Here is a 21,813-nt window from a genome sequence, read left to right as displayed (position 1 = left end):
GCCGGAGCAACGGCGAATACCCGCAATCGAAGCATCTGACAGACTAGGAATATGACAAAAAACCCCGCAGCCCGTCCGGCGGACAAAACCCCGGTGGCCCACCTCGGCATGCGCATGGAGGATTCCCTGCATGCATGGCGCGATGAACGTGCCCGGAAGCGGGGGGACGTGCAGACAGTCCTTCCCTTCACCGGCTACGGCTCTACTGAATGGGTGCGTGTGCTCGGCCGGGTCATCCTGGCCAAGCCCGGTTATTTTGACGGCGCTGAAAAGTCGATGGCGTCCAAGGCGATCGCGGACGGCATCCGCGGCTGGCGGAACTTCATGAGCCCGCCGGTCAACAAAGCCACGGTCACCGTAATTGTGGGCGACCAGAAGCACGTAGTCACCGCGGACCGAGGGGGAGTGGTTGACGCCGTCCTGCCTGCGGATCTTGCTCCGGGCTGGACCACCGTCCTCCTGCGTTCCGAAGACGGTGAGGAAACCACCGCGCCGATCTACGTGGTGGATCCCGCAGCCGAAGTGGGCGTGGTGTCGGACATTGACGACACCATCATGGTCACCGCCCTCCCGCGGCCGATGCTGGCAGCCTGGAACACTTTTGTCCTCGATGAGCACGCCCGTACGCCCACGCCGGGCATGGCCGTGATGATGGACCGCCTCGCGCGGGAAAACCCCGTGGGCCCGGTGCTTTACCTCTCGACCGGCGCCTGGAACGTCGCCGCTACGCTGACCCGGTTCATTACCCGCAACCTCTACCCGGCCGGTCCGCTGCTGCTGACCGACTGGGGTCCCACCACGGACCGCTGGTTCCGCAGCGGCCAGGCGCACAAGCGCAGCCAGCTGGAACGGCTCGCCCAGGAATTCCCGGACATCAAGTGGCTGCTGATCGGCGACAACGGCCAGCATGACGAAGAGATCTACGCGGACTTCGCCCAGCGCCACCCGGAGAACGTCCGGGCCATTGCTATCCGCCAGCTCTCGGCCGGCGAAGCGGTGCTGGCCGGTGGGCGGACGGGCAAGCCGGGGGAGACTCCGGTGGACGTGCCTTGGATCTACGCCCCCGACGGCGCCGGGATGGCCCGTCAGCTTGCGGAGCTCGGGCTGCTTACCGACGAGGGGTAGTTCCTCAAGGAGTCGGGCAGTTCCGCCTCGGTGATGGTTACTCCCCAGGCGAGGTCCTCGTCCCCGGTTACCGTCACATCGATAGTGCCTCCGGCAGGCCTGGCGTCCACCGTTACCGTGACGTGGGCCGAGGTCTCCCCGCAGGTGAACGCCGTGGGTCCGAGCTTGGCAACGTCGACAGTCACGGTGCCGAGGCGGTCACAGTTTGCTCGGAAGGAGATGGCCTCGGCATCAGTCTTGAGGCCTTTAACGATGCGGGCGCCGCGGTCCCCTTCCGGATTCAGGACCTGGGTGACCAGGAGGCCTTCCTCCGGATCCGGCGCCGTGATCGGAACCATGGATACCGGCGGGCTGGCCACCGTGCTCCGGTTGTTCTCCGGCGAACCGGAATTCTCTGCCGTTTCGGATGCTGAACAACCCGACAGGGATATAGCGGCAAGCGAAAATGCGGCTAATGCCGGCAGTGCAATTCTGCGTTGTTTCATTAACATTGGTTCCCCCTTTTTAGTGGGGAGGCCCTCCATGTTGTCTAACCCGATTTCCGGGCGGCTGACCCCTACGGATGGTGCTTTATGAATCGCAGTGCAATCTGTCTTTACGTTTCGAAGTCTTGCTTTTCCGCCGGGCAGTGTCAACCAGGGGGTGCGTCCCCGGAGGCCCCGGGAAGCCCCCGGACGCGTGCTATTCCGCACTTTTTTGGGAATTTAAATTTAATCGAAGGAACAGGCTTTCCCGGGGTTATTTCCGGTATTCGCGGCGAATTCAGGACCGGGCGAAGGGGATCGTCCTAACGGTCCGCCCGCGCCGCAGGGAAGGGAGCAGCGGACCTAGGCGTCGTCGTCGGACTCCGTGTTGATGATCCGCAGGATGCGGCGCAGGTCCATGGCCAGGGCCGCCGTCGCATCCACCGGGCTGTCAGCGGAGGCGGAGGTGTTGACCAGCCGCACCAGTTCCACGAGCGCCTGGGTTGCCGTGGAGTGCTCCTCGCTCTCGGGATCCCAGGTCTCCACCGCTTCGGCACAGGCGTTTACGGCCTCGGCCAGCGGCACGGTCAGGGCGGCCGGGACAGCGACGTTCTGCGGATTCCGCCAGATGGCGTCGGTGAGGACTTCGGTCATATCCTTCACGTGCCGGGTGGCACGTTCCATGGCCCGCAGCGCCCGGTAGTCGGCGGTGAAATCCCGGCTGTACTTGCGGCTGCGGATGTTTCCGTGCCGGCTGTTGTCGGCCAGCTCCACGGCTTCCCGGACCTCCTTGGTCAGGGTATCCAGCTCGCTCTCGCGCTGCGACCAGTCCTCGTGTTCCGGCGGCCAGGTTTCTTCCAGCGCCGTCCCCATGTCCCGCAGCTGCCGTGCCAGTGATTTCCGCAGCGTCACCAGCCCGTTGACGGCGCCGTTCAGGTGCAGGGGAGGGAAGACGAGGGCGTTGACGGCCAGCCCGACACCTACGCCGACCAGCATCTGGACGCCGTAGCCGAACGAGTAACCGTCCGGATCATCACCGCCCAGGACCAGCACGAACAGCGCAGCCATCGGCACGTATTCCCGGCCGGACGCGCCCAGGAAGGACAGCCCGCCGAGCAGCACGCCGATGCCGACGATCACGGAAATGGTCCAGACGTTCGGGGTGCCGATCAGCAGTGCCCCCAGCGCCAGAAGCATGCCGGTCACCAGGCCCGCCAGGGTCTCCATGCCGGTGCGGAAGGAGCCTGACACCGTGGGGTACATGCTGACGATGGCGCCCAGCGGAGCGTAATACGGGTACTGCGAAGCCACCCCCGGCACATGCGGGGCAAGTGTCCAGGCGATGCCGACGGCGAGGGTCGCCTTGAAGGCGAGCTGGAACCGGGTGACGCGCAGGACTCCGGTCACCCGGTTGGTAACGGCACTCAATGACCGTTTGGAGATGGTTTTTTCGCCAGTGGTCATGTTTCGAGTATGGCCCGAGCCCAACTCGGGAAACGACTTTTCAGCCCTGACTGGCGCCGGATGTGGGGAGCGGCACTATGCTCCGGCGTCCCAGCACATCGGCCAGCCGGTCCAGGAAGAGCCGGACCTGCACGTTTTGTTCGTGGATCAGCAGGGCGAAAATGCTGCGCGCCAGACGGATCTCGGGAACATCCAGCACCACCGTCCCGGCCGGCCGGTTCAGCATTGCCAGTTCCGGCACCAGCGCCGCGCCCAGGCCGGCGGAAGCCATCGCCAGGCTGGCATTGAAGTCATCGCAGTACGCAGCCACCTGCGGGTGGAGGCTGCAGCTGGCGAAGAGCCGCTCAATCACCAGGGCGTCGGGGGTGCCGGGATGGTGCATGATCCAGGGCATCCCGGCCAGCTGCTCGGCGGACACCTCGGCACCGCTGCGGATACCCCAGGCCTCGGGCAGCACCACACGGAAGTTATCGTCGCCCAGCCAGCGGCGGCTGATGGAGGACGGCCAGGCCAGTCCGCCCTGGCCTACCTGGTACACCAGTGCGACGTCGAGGTTTCCGCCGGTGCGGAGCCCCTGGATGGTCTGCGCTGGTTCGGCAACGGAAAGCAGCAGGTCAATTCCCAGGTCCCGCCACTGGGGCGAGGCCAGCAGCTCCGGCAGGGCGAAGGTGGCCAGGCTGGGGAAGATGCCCAGGCGCAGCTCCTCGCCGCTGCCCGGTCCGGGACGGGTAGCGGCCGCCAGAAGGGCATCCATGTCGGTGAGCACCTTGACGGCGTGCCTGGCCATAACGACGGCGGCTTCCGTGGGCGAGGCGGTGCGGGCGGAACGCTCGAACAGGCGCGCGCCCGTGTCCTTCTCCAGGGCGGACATCTGCTGGGACACTGCCGAGGCCGTATAGCCCAGCCGCAGGGCCGCTCCGGCAAACGAGCCGGTGCGGAGAACCTCCAGCAGCGTCTTCAGGTGCACGGGATTCACCATCCCTGCGCCCTCCTTCCTCGCCCCGGCGGGGCCGACCACAATATCTAGTGTTGCCGGGTACTAGACCCGACACGCCCACGGTACGCGACACGCTTGAATCTTGCCTGCCTCGTCACATGTGCATGGCGTTCTGCACAGGCTGTGGAGAACCCCCGCCGGGCCGCTGAAATCCCGCCTATTTACGCGGCATCCCCTGTGCACAAACTGTGGACGGCGGCCCTGTGTAATGACATACTTGTAATACATCATGTAGGGGTTCCACCTTGGGGGGCGCACTAGATGTAGTGTCTGGGCATGGAACTGGATGTAGTATCTAGGAACAGACTTCGAGAGCTTCACCAAGCTTCACAAGCAAGTTTTTGAACACGACGAGCGTCCAGTATCGCCGGCTTCATCAGGCACCATCCAGCATCACAGAACAGACTTCACGCTTCACTAGGGGAGACCAAGCCATGACCGTTACGGTTTACACCAAGCCCGCCTGCGTACAGTGCAACGCCACTTACCGTGCCCTCGACAAGAAGGGCATTGTTTACCAGAGCGTGGACATGTCGCAGGACCCCGAGGCCCTCGAGCGCGTCCGTGCCATGGGCTACATGCAGGCCCCCGTTGTCGTCACCGAGCAGGACTCCTGGTCCGGCTTCCGGCCCGACAAGATCGAAGAGCTGGCCCAGGCACAGGTTTCCTCCGTAGCCTAGGGAACCGCCGGGCTCCGTCCGGCTTTCCCGCCGCAGCACCTCGCATCACGCACCACCCGCGCAATACCCGTCAGGAGCGCAGCAACCATGGCACTGGGGATGGCAGACCAAGCCGGCTTTGCGCCGGCATCGGCATCCGCAGGGGATGGACAACCGGAAACGGACGCCTCCCTGATCTACTTCTCCTCAGCCTCCGGGTATACCCGCCGCTTTGTGGAAAAGCTCGGGATCTCCGCGGCGGCTCTTCCGCTCCACACCTCCCAGCCCACACTGCTGGCCACCCGGCCCTACGTACTGCTGCTTCCCACCTACGGTGGAACGGCAGCATCACCGGGGGCCGCAGCCCGGGGCGCCGTTCCCAAACAGGTCATCAAGTTCCTGAACAACGAGCGCAACCGCTCCTTGATCCAGGGTGTGATCGGGGCGGGCAACACAAACTTCGGGGAATCCTATTGCCTCGCGGCGGACATCATCGCCGTGAAGTGCCGGGTCCCCGTGCTGTATCGATTTGAACTCATGGGCACGTCCGAGGACGTTGCCAAGGTTAACGAAGGATTGGAAAAGTTTTGGACACATCAGTCGCAGAAGCCGGCATGACGGACTCCAAGGAGCTCCCGGAGGCTTACAAGGGCCTGGGCTATCACGAGCTCAACGCCATGCTGAACCTGTACGGCAAGAACGGAGAGATTCAGTTCGACGCCGACCGCGCTGCTGCGCGCCAGTACTTCCTCCAGCACGTTAACAACAACACGGTCTTCTTCCATGACCTGGAAGAGAAGCTGGAATACCTGGTCAAGAACGACTACTACGAGCCGGAAACGCTCGACCAGTACTCCATGACCTTCATCAAGGAGCTGTACAACCGCGCCTACAAGAAGAAGTTCCGCTTCGAAACCTTCCTCGGCGCGTTCAAGTTCTACACCTCGTACACGCTGAAGACCTTCGACGGCAAGCGTTACCTGGAGCGTTACGAAGACCGTGTCTGCATGGTTGCCCTGCACCTGGCCCGCGGCGACGAGCAGCTCGCCACGCAGATGGTGGACGAAATCATCGAGGGCCGCTTCCAGCCCGCCACCCCCACGTTCCTCAACGCCGGCAAGGCCCAGCGCGGCGAGCTGGTCTCCTGCTTCCTGCTGCGTATCGAGGACAACATGGAGTCCATCGGCCGCTCCATCAACTCCGCGCTGCAGCTGTCCAAGCGCGGCGGCGGCGTTGCCTTTGCGCTGACCAACATCCGCGAGGTCGGCGCGCCGATCAAGCAGATCGAGAACCAGTCCTCCGGCGTCATCCCCGTGATGAAGCTCCTCGAGGACAGCTTCTCCTACGCCAACCAGCTCGGCGCCCGCCAGGGTGCCGGTGCCGTGTACCTGCACGCCCACCACCCGGACATCAACCGGTTCCTGGACACCAAGCGCGAGAACGCGGACGAGAAGATCCGCATCAAGACCCTCTCGCTCGGCGTCGTCGTTCCCGACATCACCTTCGAACTGGCCAAGCGCGACGAGGACATGTACCTGTTCTCCCCGTACGACGTCGAGAAGGTTTACGGCATGCCGTTCTCCGACATCTCGGTCACCGAAAAGTACTACGAGATGGTCGACGACGCGCGGATCAAGAAGACCAAGATCCGTGCCCGCGACTTCTTCCAGACCCTCGCCGAGATCCAGTTCGAGTCCGGCTACCCGTACATCATGTTCGAGGACACGGTGAACCGGGAGAACCCGATCGAGGGCAAGATCATCATGTCCAACCTGTGCTCGGAAATCCTCCAGGTTTCCCAGCCCACCACGTACAACGATGACCTGTCCTACGACGAGACCGGCAAGGACATCTCCTGCAACCTCGGCTCGCTGAACATTGCCAAGACCATGGACTCGCCGGACTTCGGCCGGACCATCGAGACGGCTATCCGCGCGCTGACCGCCGTTTCGGACATGAGCCACATCGGTTCGGTTCCGTCCATTGCCAAGGGCAATGACATGTCGCACGCCATCGGCCTGGGCCAGATGAACCTGCACGGCTATTTGGCACGCGAGCGGGTCTACTACGGTTCCGAAGAAGGCATCGACTTCACGAACATCTACTTCTACACGGTGGTCTACCACGCCGTGCGGGCGTCGAACCTGCTGGCCATCGAGACCGGCCGCAAGTTCGCCGGCTTCGAGCGCTCCAAGTACGCCACGGGGGAGTACTTCGACAAGTACACCACCCGGGAATGGGTCCCGCAGACCCAGCGGGTCCGCGAACTGTTCGACGGCGTGCACATCCCCACCCAGGCTGACTGGGAGGCGCTGAAGGCTTCGGTCATGGAACACGGCATCTACAACCAGAACCTGCAGGCTGTGCCGCCCACCGGCTCGATCTCCTACATCAACAACTCCACCTCCTCCATTCACCCGGTGGCGTCGAAGATCGAGATCCGCAAGGAAGGCAAGCTGGGACGCGTCTACTACCCGGCGCCGTACCTGACCAACGACAACCTGGAGTACTACCAGGATGCGTACGAGATCGGCTACGAGAAGATCATCGACACCTACGCTGCTGCGACCCAGCACGTGGACCAGGGCCTGTCCCTGACGCTGTTCTTCAAGGACACCGCAACCACCCGCGACATCAACAAGGCGCAGATCTACGCCTGGCGCAAGGGCATCAAGACCATCTACTACATCCGCCTGCGCCAGCTCGCGCTGGAAGGCACCGAGGTTGAGGGCTGCGTTTCCTGCATGCTGTAAGGCTGCCGCTTTCCGCACCCCTTTCCCCGAACTTTTGAAGACAAGGAATTACTCATGACCGAGAAGCTGAAGCTGATCGACGGCGTCGAGGCAATCAACTGGAACCGGATCCAGGATGAGAAGGACGTTGAGGTCTGGAACCGTCTGGTCAACAACTTCTGGCTGCCGGAGAAGGTGCCGCTGTCCAACGACGTCCAGTCCTGGGCCACGCTGACCCCGGATGAGCAGCAGCTGACCATGCGCGTGTTCACGGGACTGACCCTGCTGGACACCATGCAGGCCACCATCGGTGCCGTCTCGCTGATCCCCGATGCGCTCACCCCGCACGAGGAAGCGGTCTACACGAACATCGCGTTCATGGAGTCCGTGCACGCCAAGAGCTACTCCTCGATCTTCTCCACCCTGGCTTCCACCAAGGAGATTGACGAGGCCTTCCGCTGGTCCACGGAGAACCCGAATCTGCAGAAGAAGGCGCAGATCATCACCGATTACTACCGCGGCGATGATCCCCTGAAGCGCAAGGTGGCTTCCACCCTGCTGGAGTCCTTCCTCTTCTACTCCGGCTTCTACCTGCCGATGTACTGGTCCTCGCGGGCCAAGCTCACAAACACTGCCGACCTGATCCGCCTCATCATCCGTGACGAGGCAGTGCACGGCTACTACATCGGCTACAAGTTCCAGCGCGGTCTGGAGACGGTTCCCGAGGAGCGCCGCCAGGAACTGAAGGACTACACGTACGAGCTGCTCTTCGAGCTGTACGAAAACGAAGTCCAGTACACGCATGACCTGTACGACGGCGTCGGCCTGGCCGAGGATGTCAAGAAGTTCCTGCACTACAACGCCAACAAGGCGCTGATGAACCTGGGCTACGAGGCCATGTTCCCGTCCACGCTGACGGACGTGAACCCGGCGATCCTCTCGGCCCTGTCACCGAATGCCGACGAGAACCACGACTTCTTCTCCGGCTCCGGCTCTTCCTACGTGATCGGCAAGGCCGTGAACACGGAAGACGACGACTGGGACTTCTAGTTCCTTAGCAGAATTGCATCATTGCCGCCGCGGCGGGCCTTTCGGGTCCGTCGCGGCGGCAGCGCTGGTTAATGCACGGAATGCTCTTCTTTCAGCCAGCCCAGGACCCCGTATCTGAAGGCAAAGGCGACAGGGATGAGGGCGAGGAAGAGTAACAGCCCGAACAGCATCGCCGGGCCGCCGATATTCTCGATGAACCCGGCATGGGCGAAAACCCCTGCAAAGAGCACTGCCATGACACCCAGTGAAACCGCCATGACGTTGGCCCATCCCGTCGACCAACGTGTCACGGACCTGTCGGCTACCGCGGCTGAGACCAGGTGCCAGGCTGCCAGCAACGCCAGCTCGAAGGCGGCCACCGCAGCCCCGATTACCGTGACGTACGAGGACGCCAGGGACGCAACCTCCGGGTAGGCAGCCGCGGACCGGGCCGCGATCCGCGGAACAACCACAAGCTGGGCCAGCAGGGCGGCCAGCGCGAACGCCACGACCGCGCAGCGGAGGGGGAGGGCTTCCTGCCGAGTCATGACGCGATCCTCGCCCGGGCCGGTGCAGCTGTCAACCATGCATCAGCGGCCGGCGTCTCCAGTAGGCACGGACAAAAACGCGTTGGAGCGGAGCACGTATGGACGCGGCTGCCGCGTCCGCCTAGTCTTCGGCGATGACTGAGAAGGACATCCCGGACAAAATAGAGCCGCCGCTGGCCGGCAATGAAACCGAAACCCTGCTGGGTTCCCTGGACCGGCAGCGCGCCACCTTTGCCTGGAAAACCGGCGGCCTTGACGCCGAAGCCCTCACCGCCACCGTCGGCACCTCAGCCATTACACTCGGTGGTCTGCTCAAGCACCTGGCGGGTGTGGAGGACATGTACTTCGCCTGGCGGCTGAAAGGTCAGGATCCCGGAGCCCCGTGGAATGCCGTGGACTGGCAAAACGATCCGGACTGGGACTGGCGCACCGCCGCAGAAGACAGCCCGGAGGACCTCTACGCCCTGTGGCGCGACGCCGTCGGGCGCTCCCGGCACCGCCTTGCCGCCGCGCTGGACGACGGTGGACTCGACCAACTGCTGCCCGCCATTGAGGGCCAAGCCGGCAGTCTGCGCCGCATGCTGATCGACCTGATCGAGGAATATGCCCGGCATGCCGGACACGCCGATCTGATCCGTGAATCGGTGGACGGGCTGGTGGGGGAGGATCCTCCGGGGGACTTATCCTGGCCCGCTCCGGCCGGCGCCGCCGCCTACCCGACACCCACGGCAGGCGCGTAGCCTGACCCCATGAGTACTGGCTCTGCCTCAGCCGCTGTCCGCACCCGTGGGTTGCATAAGAACTTCGGACGCATTGAGGCGCTGAAAGGCATCGATCTGGAGGTTCCATCCGGAAGCGTCTTCGGGATCATCGGTCCCAACGGCGCCGGCAAGACCACGCTGATGCGCCTGCTGCTGGACCTGCTGCGCCCCAGCTCCGGAGAGGTAACCGTCCTCGGCGTCAATCCCCGCAGCGGAGGGCCCGCCCTGCGCCGTCGAATCGGCTTCCTGCCGGGAGATCTGGCCCTGGCGGACAGAGTCAGCGGACGGGAACTGCTTCACTTTTTCTCGCGCATCAGTGGACCCGTAGATCCGGGAACCGTTCCGGCGCTGGCGGAGCGGCTCGATCTGGACCTCGGCCGCCCGGTGCGTGCCCTGTCCAAGGGAAACCGGCAGAAACTGGGGCTCATCCAGGCATTCATGCATCAACCCCCGCTGCTCATCCTGGACGAACCGACCAGCGGATTGGACCCGTTGGTTCAGCAGGAGTTCCTGGCGCTGGTGAGGGAGGCGAGCAGCAACGGCCAAACGGTGCTGCTCAGCTCGCATGTACTCAGCGAGATCGAGGAGGCCGCCGACACCGTGGCCATCCTGCGCTCGGGGACTGTGGTGTCCGCCGCCAGCACCGCCGACATCCGGGCTGCGGCAGGCCGCCGCGTGCGGATTGGAATCACTGCAGCAGAGGAACCTGCCTTGATGGAAAGCCTCGCAGGGGTGCCTGGCTTGGTGCTGCTGCAGTCGTCCGCCGACCCGGCGACCGGAGATGCCCCCTCGATCCATGCCCGGTTCGAGGGGGACATGCCGGACCTGATCACGGCCCTGGCGGGACATCACCTCCTCGACCTGGTGGTGCAGGAGCCCGACCTCGAGGAGGCCGTCCTGCGGTTTTACGGGCCCAAGAACGCTGCCGGGCCGGCCGACGGCGGTGCCGCCGAATGAGTCGCTTCCCCTTGTTCACCCGCTCGCTTGCCGGCTCGTGGCGTCCGCTTCTGGGATGGGCGGCGGGCATTCTCGCTGTCCTGAGCCTGTACCTGCCCCTCTATCCGTCCCTCGCCGGGCAGGATTTTCAGGATCTTCTGCAAAGCCTGCCTCCCGAGCTCATTTCCGCGCTGGGTTATGACGAGCTGACCACCGGCGCCGGATACACCCAGTCGACCTTCTTCGGACTCATCGGGTTCGTCCTCTTCACCATCGCCGCCATTTCGTGGGGAACCCGGGCAATTGCCGGCGACGAGGAGAGCGGAACCCTGGAACTCGTCCTGGCCCACGCGGTCGGCCGGGTCCAACTCGTCCTGGAGCGCAGCGCCGCCATTGTTGCCCGTCTGGTACTGCTCGGGCTCTTCACCGGCCTGGCCGTACTGGTTTTCAACCGCCCGGCACAACTCGCACTCAATGCCTCCCATGTCTGGGCCGAGTGTGCCGCACTTATTGGCTTGGCACTGCTGACCGCGTCCGTCGCCTTGGCTGCGGGGGCCGTCACCGGACGCCGCATGTGGGCGCTCGCGGCTGCCGTTGCGGTCGCCGTGGGCGGGTACGCCCTCAACGCGGTGGCCAACCAGAATCCGGACCTGGACTACCTCCACTCCTGGACGCCCTATCACTGGGCCTTCGGCGCCAGCCCGCTCAGCAACGGGGCCGATTGGGCCGGGCTCGGTGCGCTGTATGGAACAAGTGCGCTGCTGATGCTGCTCGCGGCCCTCGCACTCACCCGGAGGGACATCGGCACGTGATCGCCGGCCCTGTGCAATGATGACCCCACCAAACACGACGGGGTGGGCGCCAATGCGCAAAGTAAAGGGACTTGCAGCCGCAGCAGCGACGGTGCTGCTGCTTTCCGCCTGCACGGACGCCGGGTCATCGAGCGCGGACGAGCAGCCTGCTCAGGCCGGCGGCACCGTGGAGGATACTCTTTCCTCTTTCGGATCGATCGATGAAGCCTACGACGCCGTCGCCGGTGCCCTGGACTGCGACCCCGGCACCACAGCGGAGCCGGTCACGATGCAGATAGACGGATATCTTCCCGAGTACCGGATGTGCACGGACACGGTCGAAATAGTCCGCTACGAGAACGAGGCGGACCGGACCAAGGGGTCCGAACTGTTGAACGCCGCCGAAAACCCGCTGCCGTACTTCGCCGAAGGCAGCAACTGGCACGTGCTGGTCCTGCCGGGCCGTGAGGGCGGGAAACCCAGTTCCGACCACGTCGCCGCTCTCGCCGAGGAGCTGGGCGGCCGTTTCGTCGGTCCGGCGGCGGGGTAGCCTGTACCCCATTCGTCATTATTCGTAACAATACGTTTATTTGACCAATAAACCTCCAATGACGAAAAAGCTCTGTAGGCTGGCAGCATGTTCACCGCATACGCCACAGTCCCGCAGGGATACACCGTCCACTCGGCAGCGACGCCGATGTCCTTCCCGGCCGGGGAGGCCCACCTCAAGGTCGAAGGCAGCCCGGCGGAAACCCCGCTGTACTTCTATCTCACAGGCGCCGATGCCAACGAGTACATAACCGCAGCCATGTGGATTGACTACGCCCATCAGGGCGGCCACAAGGTTCAGGCCCTCATCCCGTACCTGCCCGGAGCCCGCCAGGACCGCGGCACCCCCTTCGGCGCCAAGGTCTACGCCAACCTCATCAACGCCATGAACGCCGACGAAGTGGTCTGCTTCGACCCGCACTCGCCCGTCATGCCGGCCCTGGTCCGCAACCTGCGCGTCGTGGATTCCTCAGCCGTCATCGCCCAGCTCCTGCGGAACAAGGCGGGGGAGTATGCCGGCGTCATCTGCCCGGACGCCGGGGCGAAGGAACGCACCGCCCGAACCGCCGCAGCCCTCGGACTTCCGCTCTACTCCGCAGAGAAGCACCGGGACTTTGCCACCGGCAAGCTGTCCGGATTCACCTGCGAGGAGCTGCCCGAGGAAGGACGCTTCCTGGTCGTCGACGACATCTGCGACGGCGGCGGAACCTTCATGGGCCTGGCCGCAGCCACCGGCCTCGGGCCGGACCGCCTGGACCTGTGGGTCAGCCACGGAGTGTTCTCCGGCAAAGCAGCCCAGCTGCGGCAGGCCTACGGCTCCATTTACACCACGGATTCACACCCCGGCGCCGCCAACCCTGACGTCGCCGCTTACATCACGCCCCTGATCTCCCACCTCATCTAAGGAGCCCCGCCATGACCACGACAGCAGCACCGACCGCCTTGACCACCGCCAGCATCACCGCAGCCCTGTTCCAGACGGACGCGTACAAGCTCGGCCACATCCACATGTACCCCCGGGGCACCACAAAGGTTCTCTCCAACTTCACCAACCGCGGCTCCCGGATCGAGGGTGTGGACCACGTGGTGCACTTCGGTCTGCAGGCCTTCCTGCAGAAGTTCTGCATTGAAGCCTTCGCCCCGTTCTTCGCCGCTGATGAGGACGACGCCGTGGCCGAATACCAGGCCGGGCTCAACGACATCCTCGGCCCCAATACCGTCGGCACCGACCACATCCGGTCCCTCCACCGCCGCGGCTACCTGCCGCTGATCTTCCGTGCCGTGCCCGAGGGAACCCGGGTGCCCCTGCGGGTCCCCTCCGTCACCGTCGAGTCCACCGAGCCGGAGTTCTTCTGGCTGGTCAACTACATCGAGACGGCGCTCAGTGCCTCCATCTGGCAGCCCTCCACCGCAGCGACCATTGCCGACAAGTACCGCGGCATCCTCGACAGCGCCGCCGGGAAGACGGGCACGGACGCTGCCTACGTGGACTGGCAGCTCCATGACTTCTCCTTCCGCGGCATGCCCGGCGTCGAAGCAGCAGCAGCGTCCGGCGCCGGCCACCTGCTCTCCTTCAAGGGCTCGGACTCCCTCGGCTCGGCCGACTTCATCCGCCGCTACTACAACTCCTCCTTCGGCGCGGACAACGGCCAGATCCTCGGCTCCATCCCCGCCAGCGAGCACGCCGTGATGTGTGCCGGCGGCCAGGACGGAGAAGCGGAAACCTTCCGCCACATCCTGGAGGTCAACCCCACGGGCAACATCTCGCTGGTCTCCGACGGGTACGACCTGTGGCACGTACTGCAGGGCATCCTGCCCGGGCTTAAGGACATCATCACCTCGCGCGAAGGCAACGTCGTCATCCGTCCCGACTCAGGAGACCCGGCCGACATCGTCTGCGGCACCTCCACCCGCCCCGGCGCCGTCGTCCCCGACACGGCACCGTCGATGGCCGAGGACCCGGCCTACTTCGGCGTCGCCGCCCTCCTGGAAGCCGAGTTCGGTTCCACCCGTAACGACGCCGGCTACAAGGTCCTGAACAACGTGCGCGTTATGTACGGCGACTCCATTACCCCCGAGCGTGCCGCAGACATCACTGCACGCCTGGAGAAAGCGGGGTACGCCTCGGAGAATGTTGTGCTCGGCGCCGGTTCGTTCACCTACCAGTACGTCACCCGGGACACGTTCTCCTCGGCAATCAAGGTCACCTACATCGAGGTCAACGGCCAGCCCCGCAACGTGTTCAAGGATCCGATCACTGCCAAGGGCTTCGGTTCCAAGCGTTCTGCCACCGGCCGCTTGGCCGTCACCCGGAACGACGACGGCGAACTGGTCCTCATCGAGAAGGCCACCCCCGAGCAGGAAGAGGCATCCCTGCTGCAGCCCGTCTGGGCCAACGGCGAGTTCCTCCGCCGCCAATCCTTCGCGGACGTCCGTGCAGTGCTCGGTAACATTGCCTCATGAGTTCTGAAAGGCTGCAGCCCCTCGTCTCAATCGATACCGTGCCCTTCATCGTGAGGGACGGAGGGCTGTGCCTGGTGACCGCGGAGCGGGCCAATGAACCCTTCGCCGGCGCGCAGGCGCTCCCCGGCGTCCTCCTGCTTCCCTCCGAACGGCTGGCCGAGGCCGCTTTGAGGGCGCTGACGGTCAAGACCGGTGTAGGGGAGGACCAGGTGGAACACCTCGACACGGCGGGCGTCTACGACAACCCGGACCGGGATCCGCGCGGGCCCACCATCTCGATTGTCCATACCGCCGTCCTGCATCCGAACGCCCGGCTTATCGAAGCCGCTGTGAAGGTCACCCCGGTGGAACGGGTAGCCGGACTGCCGTTCGACCACGACACCATCATCCGCCGCACCGCCGGTGCCGTGCTGGATGCGCTTTGGGTGGACTCCGCACTGACCAAAGCGCTGCTGGGGAAGCACTTCACCACCGCGCAGGCCGCCCGGATCAGCCGCAGCCTTGCGGCGGCCGCCGGACGCACCGAACCGGACTCCTCCAATTTGGGGAGGATGCTCGCCCGCAACCCCGCGTTGTCCAAATCCAGTGAGACAGTCGCCGCGGGCCGGGGGAGGCCGGCGGCGGGGTGGTCCTGGACATAAAGCGCCTTGGCAAATTTGCGTGAATCAAATGCCCACGTTTAAAAGGGGAACGGTTACAGTTGTTGCCGCTAGCACTACCCGTTCTGATGCACAGCAAACCGACCCAACGAAAGCCGGATATCCATGTCTTTTGAGTATGTTTCAGCGGTAATGGCCCAAGGCGGCAGCGAAAGCGATGGCTCAGGGAGTAATTGGATTCTTGTAGGGATAATCGTTTTGGTCTGTTTGGTATGTTTAATACCCTCTAAATCCAAGGGAAAGTCCGCCGGTTCACCCGCAACAACAGGTACCAACGCTCTCACCGCTGAATCCGTGGTCGCGCAACTGTTCCAGCCCACCAAGTTCAAGGAGGGCTATGACCAGGACGAAGTGGATGATTTCCTGGCGCGAACCGTCCAGGAGCTTCGGCGGCTCGAAAACGAACGGGTTCAGTTGCAAAAGGTCGATATCCTGAGGCAAGACGTTCCTGTTGCCACTCCGATACTTACCCCTGAAGACGTCGTCAGTCAGAGGTTCCAGCCGACAAAGTTCCGCGAGGGGTATGCGCAGAATGAGGTGGATGACTTCCTGGACCGGATTGCCTTGGGTCTTAGGGCGCAGGTCTCGGAGAATGAGCAGCTCCGACGCCGGGTAGGCCCGTCCCAGTACGGAACTTCGACGACGCCGAGCTAACCCGGATACGGCCCTTCGGCGGGCCGCAGCCCTTAAAGTGATGCCAATCCCTGGTGGATTCAATCAGCCGGTGGCTGTTGCCGTTGCCGTTTCGTGGCACCCCGTTGTTTCTTGGCATCGAGGCGGCGGTAGTTTGAGCCCCGGGTAGGTTTGGTGGTGCGGCGCGGGGCAGGTCCTGGCGCCAGTCCGTCGGCCACGAGCGCGGCGAGCTTGGCCAGGGCTGTTTCCCGATTGCGGAGCTGGGAACGTTGCTCGGAGGCCGTCACGGTCAGCACTCCAGCCACGAGACTGCGTTTCAGCCGCCGCTGCAGCAGCAGGCGTTGCTGTTCCGACAGCACCGCAGAACCGGCTACGTTCCAGGAGAGTGCAACGCGGCTGTCCGAGGTGTTGACGTGCTGGCCCCCGGGGCCGGACGAACGGGAGAACCGCCAGTCGAGTTCAGCCGCGGGAATCGTGAGCGCGGGCGACACCACCAAATCCATCCCTCCAGCGTCGCACGAACGAATCCGGTAGGGCTAACGTGCTCGTCGAGCAGCGGTTCGGACATGGCAGGACCCTAACACCCAAGCATCACCCGGGCAGCCGCTCCCACAGTTTCTGCGTGGTGTTCCAGCTGCGGATGGTCATCGATTTGTACAGCGGCGAGGCTGCAATGGCGCTCAGCCGGCTCTTGGTCAGCTCGGAGCTGAGCCGCTGCGAGTAGATGACGCCTTCGCCCGCCCAGATCTCGTCAACGCCTTCCCTCGGCCGGAAAGCGTCCATGGCGGTGTCCGCATCGATGTCCATGAGGAAGATCGCGTCCGAGTGGTAGAGGTCCGGCCGCTCACCGAAGTGCTGCGGCCGGTGTTCGACGACGGCCTTCAGCTGCGCGCGGTCCAGCACCAGGACCTTGATGAGTTCGTCGTCGAGGTCGAAGTTATCCGTGAGTGCGGCCTCGATCTGCCGGCCGACGGAGCCGGCGTCGTCATTCGATGCCAGGAAGACATTCCCGCTCGCAATGTAGGTGGACACCTGCTGAAACCCGAGGCCTTCCAGATGCCCCCGTAACTCCTTCATGGGGACCTTGTTCCGCCCGCCGACGTTGATGCCGCGCAGGAGAGCCAGATAGGGGAAAGTATCCGCGGCCGGGCTGTCGGTCATTGCACCGGGATGCGGCGGCGGATTTCGCGCACGGTGCCGGTCGGATCGGGGGAGTGGTCGTGGGATTCGGGCACTGTTACCAGGACAGCCTGCGGCATCCGCCTCGCCAGCTTCTCGGTGGCGTCCATAATCACCGGGTAGGTGGTGGTGCCGCGCAGGATGGTGACGGGCACCGAAACCTGGGCCATCGCGGCCGTCGGGGTGGACACGGCCTGCGACAGCAGCGCGTCGTAGACGGCGGACTGCGCCAGTGGAACGAGGGAATCGAACATGGGGCTGGCCTGGATCTGCTCAATAAACGCTTCGGGCAGGCCGATGCCTTCGCGCTGAAAGGTGGTGACGGCGTCGGCCGGGTTGCCTGAATCAACGAGGGCCTGAAGCCGCTGCGGAAGGTCCATCGACGGTTCCCCCTCGCCGAAGAGGAACGGCGGCTCGGACAGGAACAGGTGGCTGATCGGTGCCCCTTCGGCCGCGGCCAGCAGGGCGAGCATGGCGCCGGAGGAATGTCCGAGGACGGCCGCGTCGCCGCCGACGGCGTGGAGAACCGCCGTGAGGTCCTCCACCTCCCGCCGCGGAGAGTAAGGGGAAGTATCCGTGCTTTTCCCGCGGGCCCGTCGGTCCACCGTCACCGCCTGGAAACCGGCGGCTTTGAGCGCGGCGGCCAACGGGGCGCCGGCGTCGGCGGTTGAAAACGCACCGCCGACAATGACCACCGGCGTGCCGTGGCCCGTCTGGTCGAACGCGATCCGGGTGCCGTCTGCTGAGTCTGCGTACAACATGCCCAGATTCGATCACGCCGACGGAGCCGCAGCAATCAGTGGCTCGCATCCGCGGCTCTCGGCGGCCATCTTTTTCCCGCGCCTCCGGCACCCTCTGCCGCCGCGCCCCGTCAGTGGACCTAGCCGGCGACCTGGCTGCGCTGGCCGGTATCGACGGCGGCCACCGCGCCGCCGTCGACCAGCAGGTCCGCGCCGGTCATGAAGCTGGCATCCTGGCTGAGCAGGAAGGCCGTGGCGTTGGCGATGTCGAAGGCGGTGCCGAGGCGCTTGGTGCCGGAGGCCTCGATCATGGCGCGCATTTGCGAGCCGGATTCGCCGGAGAGTTCCTGCTGGCCCATCGGGGTGGAGATGACGCCGGGGCTGATGCTGTTCACGCGTGCCCCGCGGGCACCCCAGCGCAGGCTGGCGGTCTGGACGCGGACCTGGTTGGCGCGCTTGGCCACGCTGTAGGCGTGTCCCGGGTGGTCGATGCCGGCAACAAACGGAATCAGCAGCAGATCGTCCGCAGGGACGGTGGCCAGGCTCGCCAGCACGTCGGCGGGCACCTGGCCGCCTGCCATGTACGCAGACATGCTGGAGATAACGACGCCGGCACCGCCCGGGGCGATGACCTTTTCGAATTCCTCGAGCACCACGGCCACGCCGAAGAGGTCGACCTTCCAGATGGCCTCCACCGGTGCCTGGACGGGGGAGAGCCCGGCGGTGTGGACGACGCCGGTTACGGCGCCCAGCTCACGGGCGGTTGCGGCCAGCGCGGCCACCGACTGCCGCGAGGAAACGTCCACCTGCTGGGAGACGACGTCGTAGCCTTCGCCGAGTGCTGCGGCGTGCACCGTTTCGAGCAGGTCTTCGTTGAAGTCGGCCAGCAGGATTTTCCGTCCTGCGCCGGACCGGCGCATAACCGCCTGCCCCATGCCGCCCATGCCGATAACTACCAGTACGTCCGAGGCCATAACGCTCCCATGTCAGAGGTGACCGGCGGAAGAAACTGCCGGTCCCTCGACAATAGCGGGTGCCCGCCGGAGTGGCGGGTGCGGACGGGCTGAGACCGTCCGCGCCCCTACAGGGCAGGATGCCCGCGCTAGCCGGCAGGGTCATAGGCGACGGCGACGTCGAGCACCCAGACGACGCCGAAGCGGTCCTGCACCATTCCGTAGGCGGGGGAGAAAGCCGAGGGTGCCAGGTCCTGCAGCACGGTGGAGCCGTCGGCAAGCCGGTCCCAGAGGCCGGTGATTTCCTCGGCCGAGTCGCCGCGGACCGAGACGAAGGAGGATTTATCCCCCTGGTCGTAGGACACGCTGGCGGGAACGTCGTAGGCCATGACCGAGAATCCGTTCCCGCCGAGGACCTGCCCGAACTTGACCTGGCCCGCCTCCTCCGGGCGCTCGACGCTGTAGGCGTCCTCGTTAGTGACGACGGTAAGCTGCCCGCCGAAAACCGAGTGGTAGAACTCGAGGGCGGCCCGGGCATCGCCGCGGAAGTTCAGGTGGGGCGTGGTGGTGACAGACATGGGTTGCTCCTTCGGGGTAGACCGGGCGTTTCCCGGTAACACCCACTCTTCTCCTAGTAGAGGTCAGGTTCTGGCCTCTATTTCGTTTATCTTTCTCGTATGCCCACTACGACGTCGCGGCTCCTGCTGCTCCTCTCACTTCTGCAGACCCCGCGGGACTGGCCGGGGCAGGTGCTCGCGGACCGCCTGGAGATCAGCCCCCGGACCGTGCGCCGCGACGTCGACCGGCTGCGGGAAATGGGTTACCGCATCTCCGCGCTGAAGGGGCCGGACGGGGGTTACCGCCTGGACGCCGGTGCCGAGCTGCCGCCGCTGCTTTTTGACGACGACCAGGTGCTGGCGCTCGCCGTCGCGCTGCAGTCCGCGCCCATGACCGGAGCCGGCATCGAGGAGGCCGCCGCCCGCGCGCTGGCCACGGTCCGGCAGGTGATGCCCTCCCGGCTCCGTCATCGCCTCGACGCACTGCAGTTCACCGTGCTGCCGGGACGTCCGGGTGCGGCCGAATCCGTACCGCCGGAACGGCTGCTGACCCTGGCCAATGCGGTCCGGTCCCGGCAGGTGCTGCGTTTTGACTATGCGGCGGGCCGGCCGGAAGCGGGTGACGCCGTCGGTGCGCCGCCTCGGCGGGTGGAACCGCATCATTTGGTGGCCTCCCGCGGACGGTGGTACCTGGTGGGCTGGGATCTGGACCGGAATGATTGGCGGATCTTCCGGGCCGACCGGATCACTCCGCGGCTCCCTGCGGGTGCGCGGTTCCGGGAGCGGGAACTGCCCGGCGGCAGCGTGCATGATTTCCTTTCCGCCCGGTTCCGGGGAACGGAACCGGGCAGGGGTTCCGGTGAAGGCTGGCCCTGCCGCGGCACCGTGGTCCTGCACCTGCCGGCGGTCGCCGTCGTACCGTTTGCCGGCGACGGCACGGTCGAAGCCGTTGGACCCGACAGGTGCCGGGTGGAAGCAGGCTCCTGGTCCTGGGTAGCGCTGGCGGCGTCGTTCGGTCGGTTCGACGCCGAACTTGAGGTGGTTGGTCCGCCTGAGCTGGCGTCCGCCTTCGGAACGCTGGCGGCGCGCTTCGCGGCGGCGGCCGCACGGTAGGCATATGACATCTGCGCTTCGGTCGAGCAGGCCCGGCGGAGGCATCGGGCTGCATAATGCCGTTATGGCTGCCGACCACCGGAACACGAATCCCCTTCCCGCACTCTGGCGGGACCTTGCCCCGCTGCTGCCGGAGAATCCTGCGCCCGCACCCTGGACGGGACCGCGCTGGTGGTGGGCGGGCGCACTGGACGTGGAGGGACTGGCCCTGGGATCCCTGCAAGCGCTGGCGACGGCGCTCGCCGCCGGGACGGGCCGGGACATCGCGCTCACCTCCCGCGGCGCGGCGGCATCGTTCGCTTCCTATTCGCATCTGCGGGTGGATGGCAGAGCGGTTGGCGGGTTCGCTCCGCTGTCGGGCTTCCGCCGCACCATTGACGGATGGGTTCGGCTGCACGCCAACTATCCGCACCACGAACGTGCCCTGCTCACTGCACTGCGGGTTGCCACAGTCGACGCCGTAGACGCAGCACTGCTTCGGATGACGGCCATGGAGGTGGAGGATCGGGTGACGGCACACGGGGGAGTGGCAGCCGCAGTCCGTCCGCCAGAGGAGTGGGCGGGCTCCCCGGCGGGCAAGGGGCTCCCGGGGGAACCGTGGATCCGTGTGGGCACCGCACCGGCACCAGCGCCTCCCCGCAGTGTGCCGGCTGCCCTGCGCGGCGGGTCCGGCGGGATTCTGGACGGCCTGCGCGTCCTGGACCTGACGAGGGTGATCGCCGGTCCGTCGGGCAGCCGGATCCTGGGCGCTTTGGGTGCCGACGTGCTGCGGATCGACCCGCCCGGCATGCCGGAGCTGGAGGAACAGTATCTGGACACCGGCTTCTCGAAGCGCAGTGCGGTGGCCGACCTCACCGACCCGGCCGCCTACCGGCGGTTCCGCGGACTCCTCGAGGCGGCCGACGTCGTGCTGTTGGGATACCGGGGCGGCTCCCTCGCCCGCTTCGGATTGGATCCGGACGCGCTGCGGGCGGACTACCCGGGGCTGGGCGTGGTGAGCTTCGACGCCTGGGGCAACGCCGGGCCGTGGGCCGCCCGGCGGGGTTTCGACAGCATCGTGCAGGCCGCGAGCGGCATTGCCGCCATTTACGGCAGCGGGGAGGGAGGATCGTGGCGGCCCGGGGCGCTGCCGGTCCAGGCGCTGGACTATGCCACCGGCCTCGGGGCGGCCGCCGCTGCGGTGGCGCTCATGGGCGCCCGGAATCGGGGGATCAGCGGATCGGCCCACTTGTCGCTGGCGCGCACCGCGCTGGAGCTGATGCGGCTGCCGGCTCCGCCCTCGGGTACCGAGCGGAGCGAACTGGAACCGGAGCTCCGGACCTGGCCGAGTGTCTACGGCGAGCTGACGTTTGCGCCGCCGCCCCTGCAGGTGGACGGGAGGCAGCTTGAGCACAGCCGGCCGCCGCAGCCTTACGGCAGTTCTGCGCTGGTGTGGGAATGACCCCGTCTCCGGTCCGTCCG

23 protein-coding genes and 2 pseudogenes are annotated in these 21,813 nt (G+C 65.5%); 16 read left to right on the top strand and 9 right to left on the bottom strand.

The window, feature by feature from the left end:
* The first annotated feature begins 51 nt into the window (after positions 1 to 51).
* Complete coding sequence (locus tag N2K98_RS10455; protein ID WP_255865771.1) at positions 52 to 1,125, top strand: App1 family protein; 1,074 nt, start codon at positions 52 to 54, stop codon at positions 1,123 to 1,125.
* On the opposite strand, the gene N2K98_RS10450 is transcribed toward N2K98_RS10455, so the two are convergent.
* The 3 genes from N2K98_RS10450 to N2K98_RS10440 form a co-directional block, all read right to left on the bottom strand.
* Entirely contained in the window at positions 1,086 to 1,484 is a 399-nt protein-coding gene (locus N2K98_RS10450; RefSeq protein ID WP_255865770.1) for a hypothetical protein, read from the bottom strand. The genes N2K98_RS10455 and N2K98_RS10450 overlap by 40 nt on opposite strands.
* Positions 1,485 to 1,952: 468 nt before the next feature.
* Positions 1,953 to 3,053 (bottom strand): FUSC family protein, encoded by a 1,101-nt coding sequence (locus N2K98_RS10445; protein WP_255865769.1) that lies wholly within the window; start codon positions 3,051 to 3,053, stop codon positions 1,953 to 1,955.
* A gap of 40 nt (positions 3,054 to 3,093) precedes the next feature.
* Positions 3,094 to 4,032, bottom strand: coding sequence for a LysR family transcriptional regulator (locus N2K98_RS10440; protein WP_255797485.1), 939 nt, complete (start codon positions 4,030 to 4,032; stop codon positions 3,094 to 3,096).
* 452 nt (positions 4,033 to 4,484) lie between these two features.
* On the opposite strand from N2K98_RS10440, the gene nrdH reads away from it, so the two are divergent.
* From nrdH to nrdF, 4 genes are all read left to right on the top strand, one after another.
* Positions 4,485 to 4,730 carry a glutaredoxin-like protein NrdH gene (gene nrdH / locus N2K98_RS10435; protein ID WP_146361766.1) on the top strand — a complete coding sequence of 82 codons (246 nt, stop codon included), beginning with the start codon at positions 4,485 to 4,487 and terminating at the stop codon, positions 4,728 to 4,730.
* 99 nt (positions 4,731 to 4,829) lie between these two features.
* Complete coding sequence (nrdI, locus tag N2K98_RS10430; protein WP_255865768.1) at positions 4,830 to 5,327, top strand: class Ib ribonucleoside-diphosphate reductase assembly flavoprotein NrdI; 498 nt, start codon at positions 4,830 to 4,832, stop codon at positions 5,325 to 5,327.
* A complete protein-coding gene (gene nrdE, locus N2K98_RS10425; RefSeq protein ID WP_229951876.1) occupies positions 5,324 to 7,462 on the top strand; it encodes a class 1b ribonucleoside-diphosphate reductase subunit alpha in 2,139 nt (712 codons plus the stop codon). The genes nrdI and nrdE overlap by 4 nt, the downstream gene beginning before the upstream one ends.
* Positions 7,463 to 7,516: 54 nt before the next feature.
* Positions 7,517 to 8,491, top strand: coding sequence for a class 1b ribonucleoside-diphosphate reductase subunit beta (gene nrdF, locus N2K98_RS10420; protein WP_255797487.1), 975 nt, complete (start codon positions 7,517 to 7,519; stop codon positions 8,489 to 8,491).
* Positions 8,492 to 8,559: 68 nt separating this feature from the next.
* Here the strand turns inward: nrdF and N2K98_RS10415 are convergent, their stop codons facing one another.
* Entirely contained in the window at positions 8,560 to 9,018 is a 459-nt protein-coding gene (locus N2K98_RS10415) for a hypothetical protein (protein ID WP_255865767.1), read from the bottom strand.
* A gap of 134 nt (positions 9,019 to 9,152) precedes the next feature.
* Between N2K98_RS10415 and N2K98_RS10410 the strand changes: the two genes are divergently transcribed.
* The 9 genes and pseudogenes from N2K98_RS10410 to N2K98_RS10370 form a co-directional block, all read left to right on the top strand.
* A complete protein-coding gene (locus N2K98_RS10410) occupies positions 9,153 to 9,758 on the top strand; it encodes a DinB family protein (RefSeq protein ID WP_255865766.1) in 606 nt (201 codons plus the stop codon).
* Between the two features lie 9 nt (positions 9,759 to 9,767).
* A complete protein-coding gene (locus N2K98_RS10405) occupies positions 9,768 to 10,736 on the top strand; it encodes an ABC transporter ATP-binding protein (protein WP_255865765.1) in 969 nt (322 codons plus the stop codon).
* Positions 10,733 to 11,527: an ABC transporter permease subunit gene (locus N2K98_RS10400; RefSeq protein ID WP_255865764.1), complete on the top strand. Its 795-nt coding sequence runs from the start codon at positions 10,733 to 10,735 to the stop codon at positions 11,525 to 11,527. The genes N2K98_RS10405 and N2K98_RS10400 overlap by 4 nt, the downstream gene beginning before the upstream one ends.
* Positions 11,528 to 11,579: 52 nt before the next feature.
* Positions 11,580 to 12,056 (top strand): hypothetical protein, encoded by a 477-nt coding sequence (locus N2K98_RS10395; protein WP_255865763.1) that lies wholly within the window; start codon positions 11,580 to 11,582, stop codon positions 12,054 to 12,056.
* A gap of 87 nt (positions 12,057 to 12,143) precedes the next feature.
* A complete protein-coding gene (locus N2K98_RS10390; protein WP_255865762.1) occupies positions 12,144 to 12,959 on the top strand; it encodes a ribose-phosphate diphosphokinase in 816 nt (271 codons plus the stop codon).
* A gap of 11 nt (positions 12,960 to 12,970) precedes the next feature.
* Positions 12,971 to 14,518 carry a nicotinate phosphoribosyltransferase gene (locus N2K98_RS10385; protein WP_255865761.1) on the top strand — a complete coding sequence of 516 codons (1,548 nt, stop codon included), beginning with the start codon at positions 12,971 to 12,973 and terminating at the stop codon, positions 14,516 to 14,518.
* Positions 14,515 to 15,159, top strand: a complete 645-nt coding sequence (locus tag N2K98_RS10380; protein WP_255865760.1) for an NUDIX domain-containing protein — start codon at positions 14,515 to 14,517, stop codon at positions 15,157 to 15,159. The genes N2K98_RS10385 and N2K98_RS10380 overlap by 4 nt, the downstream gene beginning before the upstream one ends.
* Positions 15,160 to 15,396: 237 nt before the next feature.
* Positions 15,397 to 15,600: pseudogene (locus N2K98_RS17300) on the top strand (DivIVA domain-containing protein); the annotation flags it as partial.
* A gap of 39 nt (positions 15,601 to 15,639) precedes the next feature.
* Positions 15,640 to 15,795 (top strand): annotated as a pseudogene (locus tag N2K98_RS10370) (DivIVA domain-containing protein); the annotation flags it as partial.
* A gap of 95 nt (positions 15,796 to 15,890) precedes the next feature.
* Here N2K98_RS10370 and arfB read toward each other — a convergent pair.
* From arfB to N2K98_RS10345, 5 genes are all read right to left on the bottom strand, one after another.
* Complete coding sequence (gene arfB / locus N2K98_RS10365) at positions 15,891 to 16,313, bottom strand: alternative ribosome rescue aminoacyl-tRNA hydrolase ArfB (protein WP_255865759.1); 423 nt, start codon at positions 16,311 to 16,313, stop codon at positions 15,891 to 15,893.
* An 88-nt stretch (positions 16,314 to 16,401) separates the two neighbouring features.
* Positions 16,402 to 16,971, bottom strand: a complete 570-nt coding sequence (locus N2K98_RS10360; RefSeq protein ID WP_255865758.1) for a DUF1697 domain-containing protein — start codon at positions 16,969 to 16,971, stop codon at positions 16,402 to 16,404.
* Positions 16,968 to 17,750: an alpha/beta fold hydrolase gene (locus N2K98_RS10355; RefSeq protein ID WP_255797497.1), complete on the bottom strand. Its 783-nt coding sequence runs from the start codon at positions 17,748 to 17,750 to the stop codon at positions 16,968 to 16,970. The genes N2K98_RS10360 and N2K98_RS10355 overlap by 4 nt, the downstream gene beginning before the upstream one ends.
* Before the next feature lie 119 nt (positions 17,751 to 17,869).
* Entirely contained in the window at positions 17,870 to 18,703 is an 834-nt protein-coding gene (locus tag N2K98_RS10350; RefSeq protein WP_255797498.1) for an SDR family oxidoreductase, read from the bottom strand.
* A 128-nt stretch (positions 18,704 to 18,831) separates the two neighbouring features.
* The gene (locus N2K98_RS10345; RefSeq protein ID WP_255865757.1) at positions 18,832 to 19,260 is read right to left on the bottom strand and encodes a VOC family protein; all 429 of its coding nucleotides are present in this window, start codon (positions 19,258 to 19,260) and stop codon (positions 18,832 to 18,834) included.
* Positions 19,261 to 19,359: 99 nt separating this feature from the next.
* Between N2K98_RS10345 and N2K98_RS10340 the strand changes: the two genes are divergently transcribed.
* On the top strand, positions 19,360 to 20,352 hold the full coding sequence (locus N2K98_RS10340; protein WP_255865756.1) for a helix-turn-helix transcriptional regulator: 993 nt from the start codon (positions 19,360 to 19,362) through the stop codon (positions 20,350 to 20,352).
* A gap of 64 nt (positions 20,353 to 20,416) precedes the next feature.
* Complete coding sequence (locus tag N2K98_RS10335) at positions 20,417 to 21,793, top strand: CoA transferase (RefSeq protein WP_255865755.1); 1,377 nt, start codon at positions 20,417 to 20,419, stop codon at positions 21,791 to 21,793.
* The last annotated feature ends 20 nt before the right edge of the window (positions 21,794 to 21,813 follow it).

The organism is Arthrobacter jinronghuae, from assembly GCF_025244825.1.
GTDB lineage: Bacteria > Actinomycetota > Actinomycetes > Actinomycetales > Micrococcaceae > Arthrobacter_B > Arthrobacter_B jinronghuae.
The sequence above is the reverse complement of the archived record's forward strand: the minus strand, read 5'-3'. Positions and strand labels throughout refer to the sequence as shown.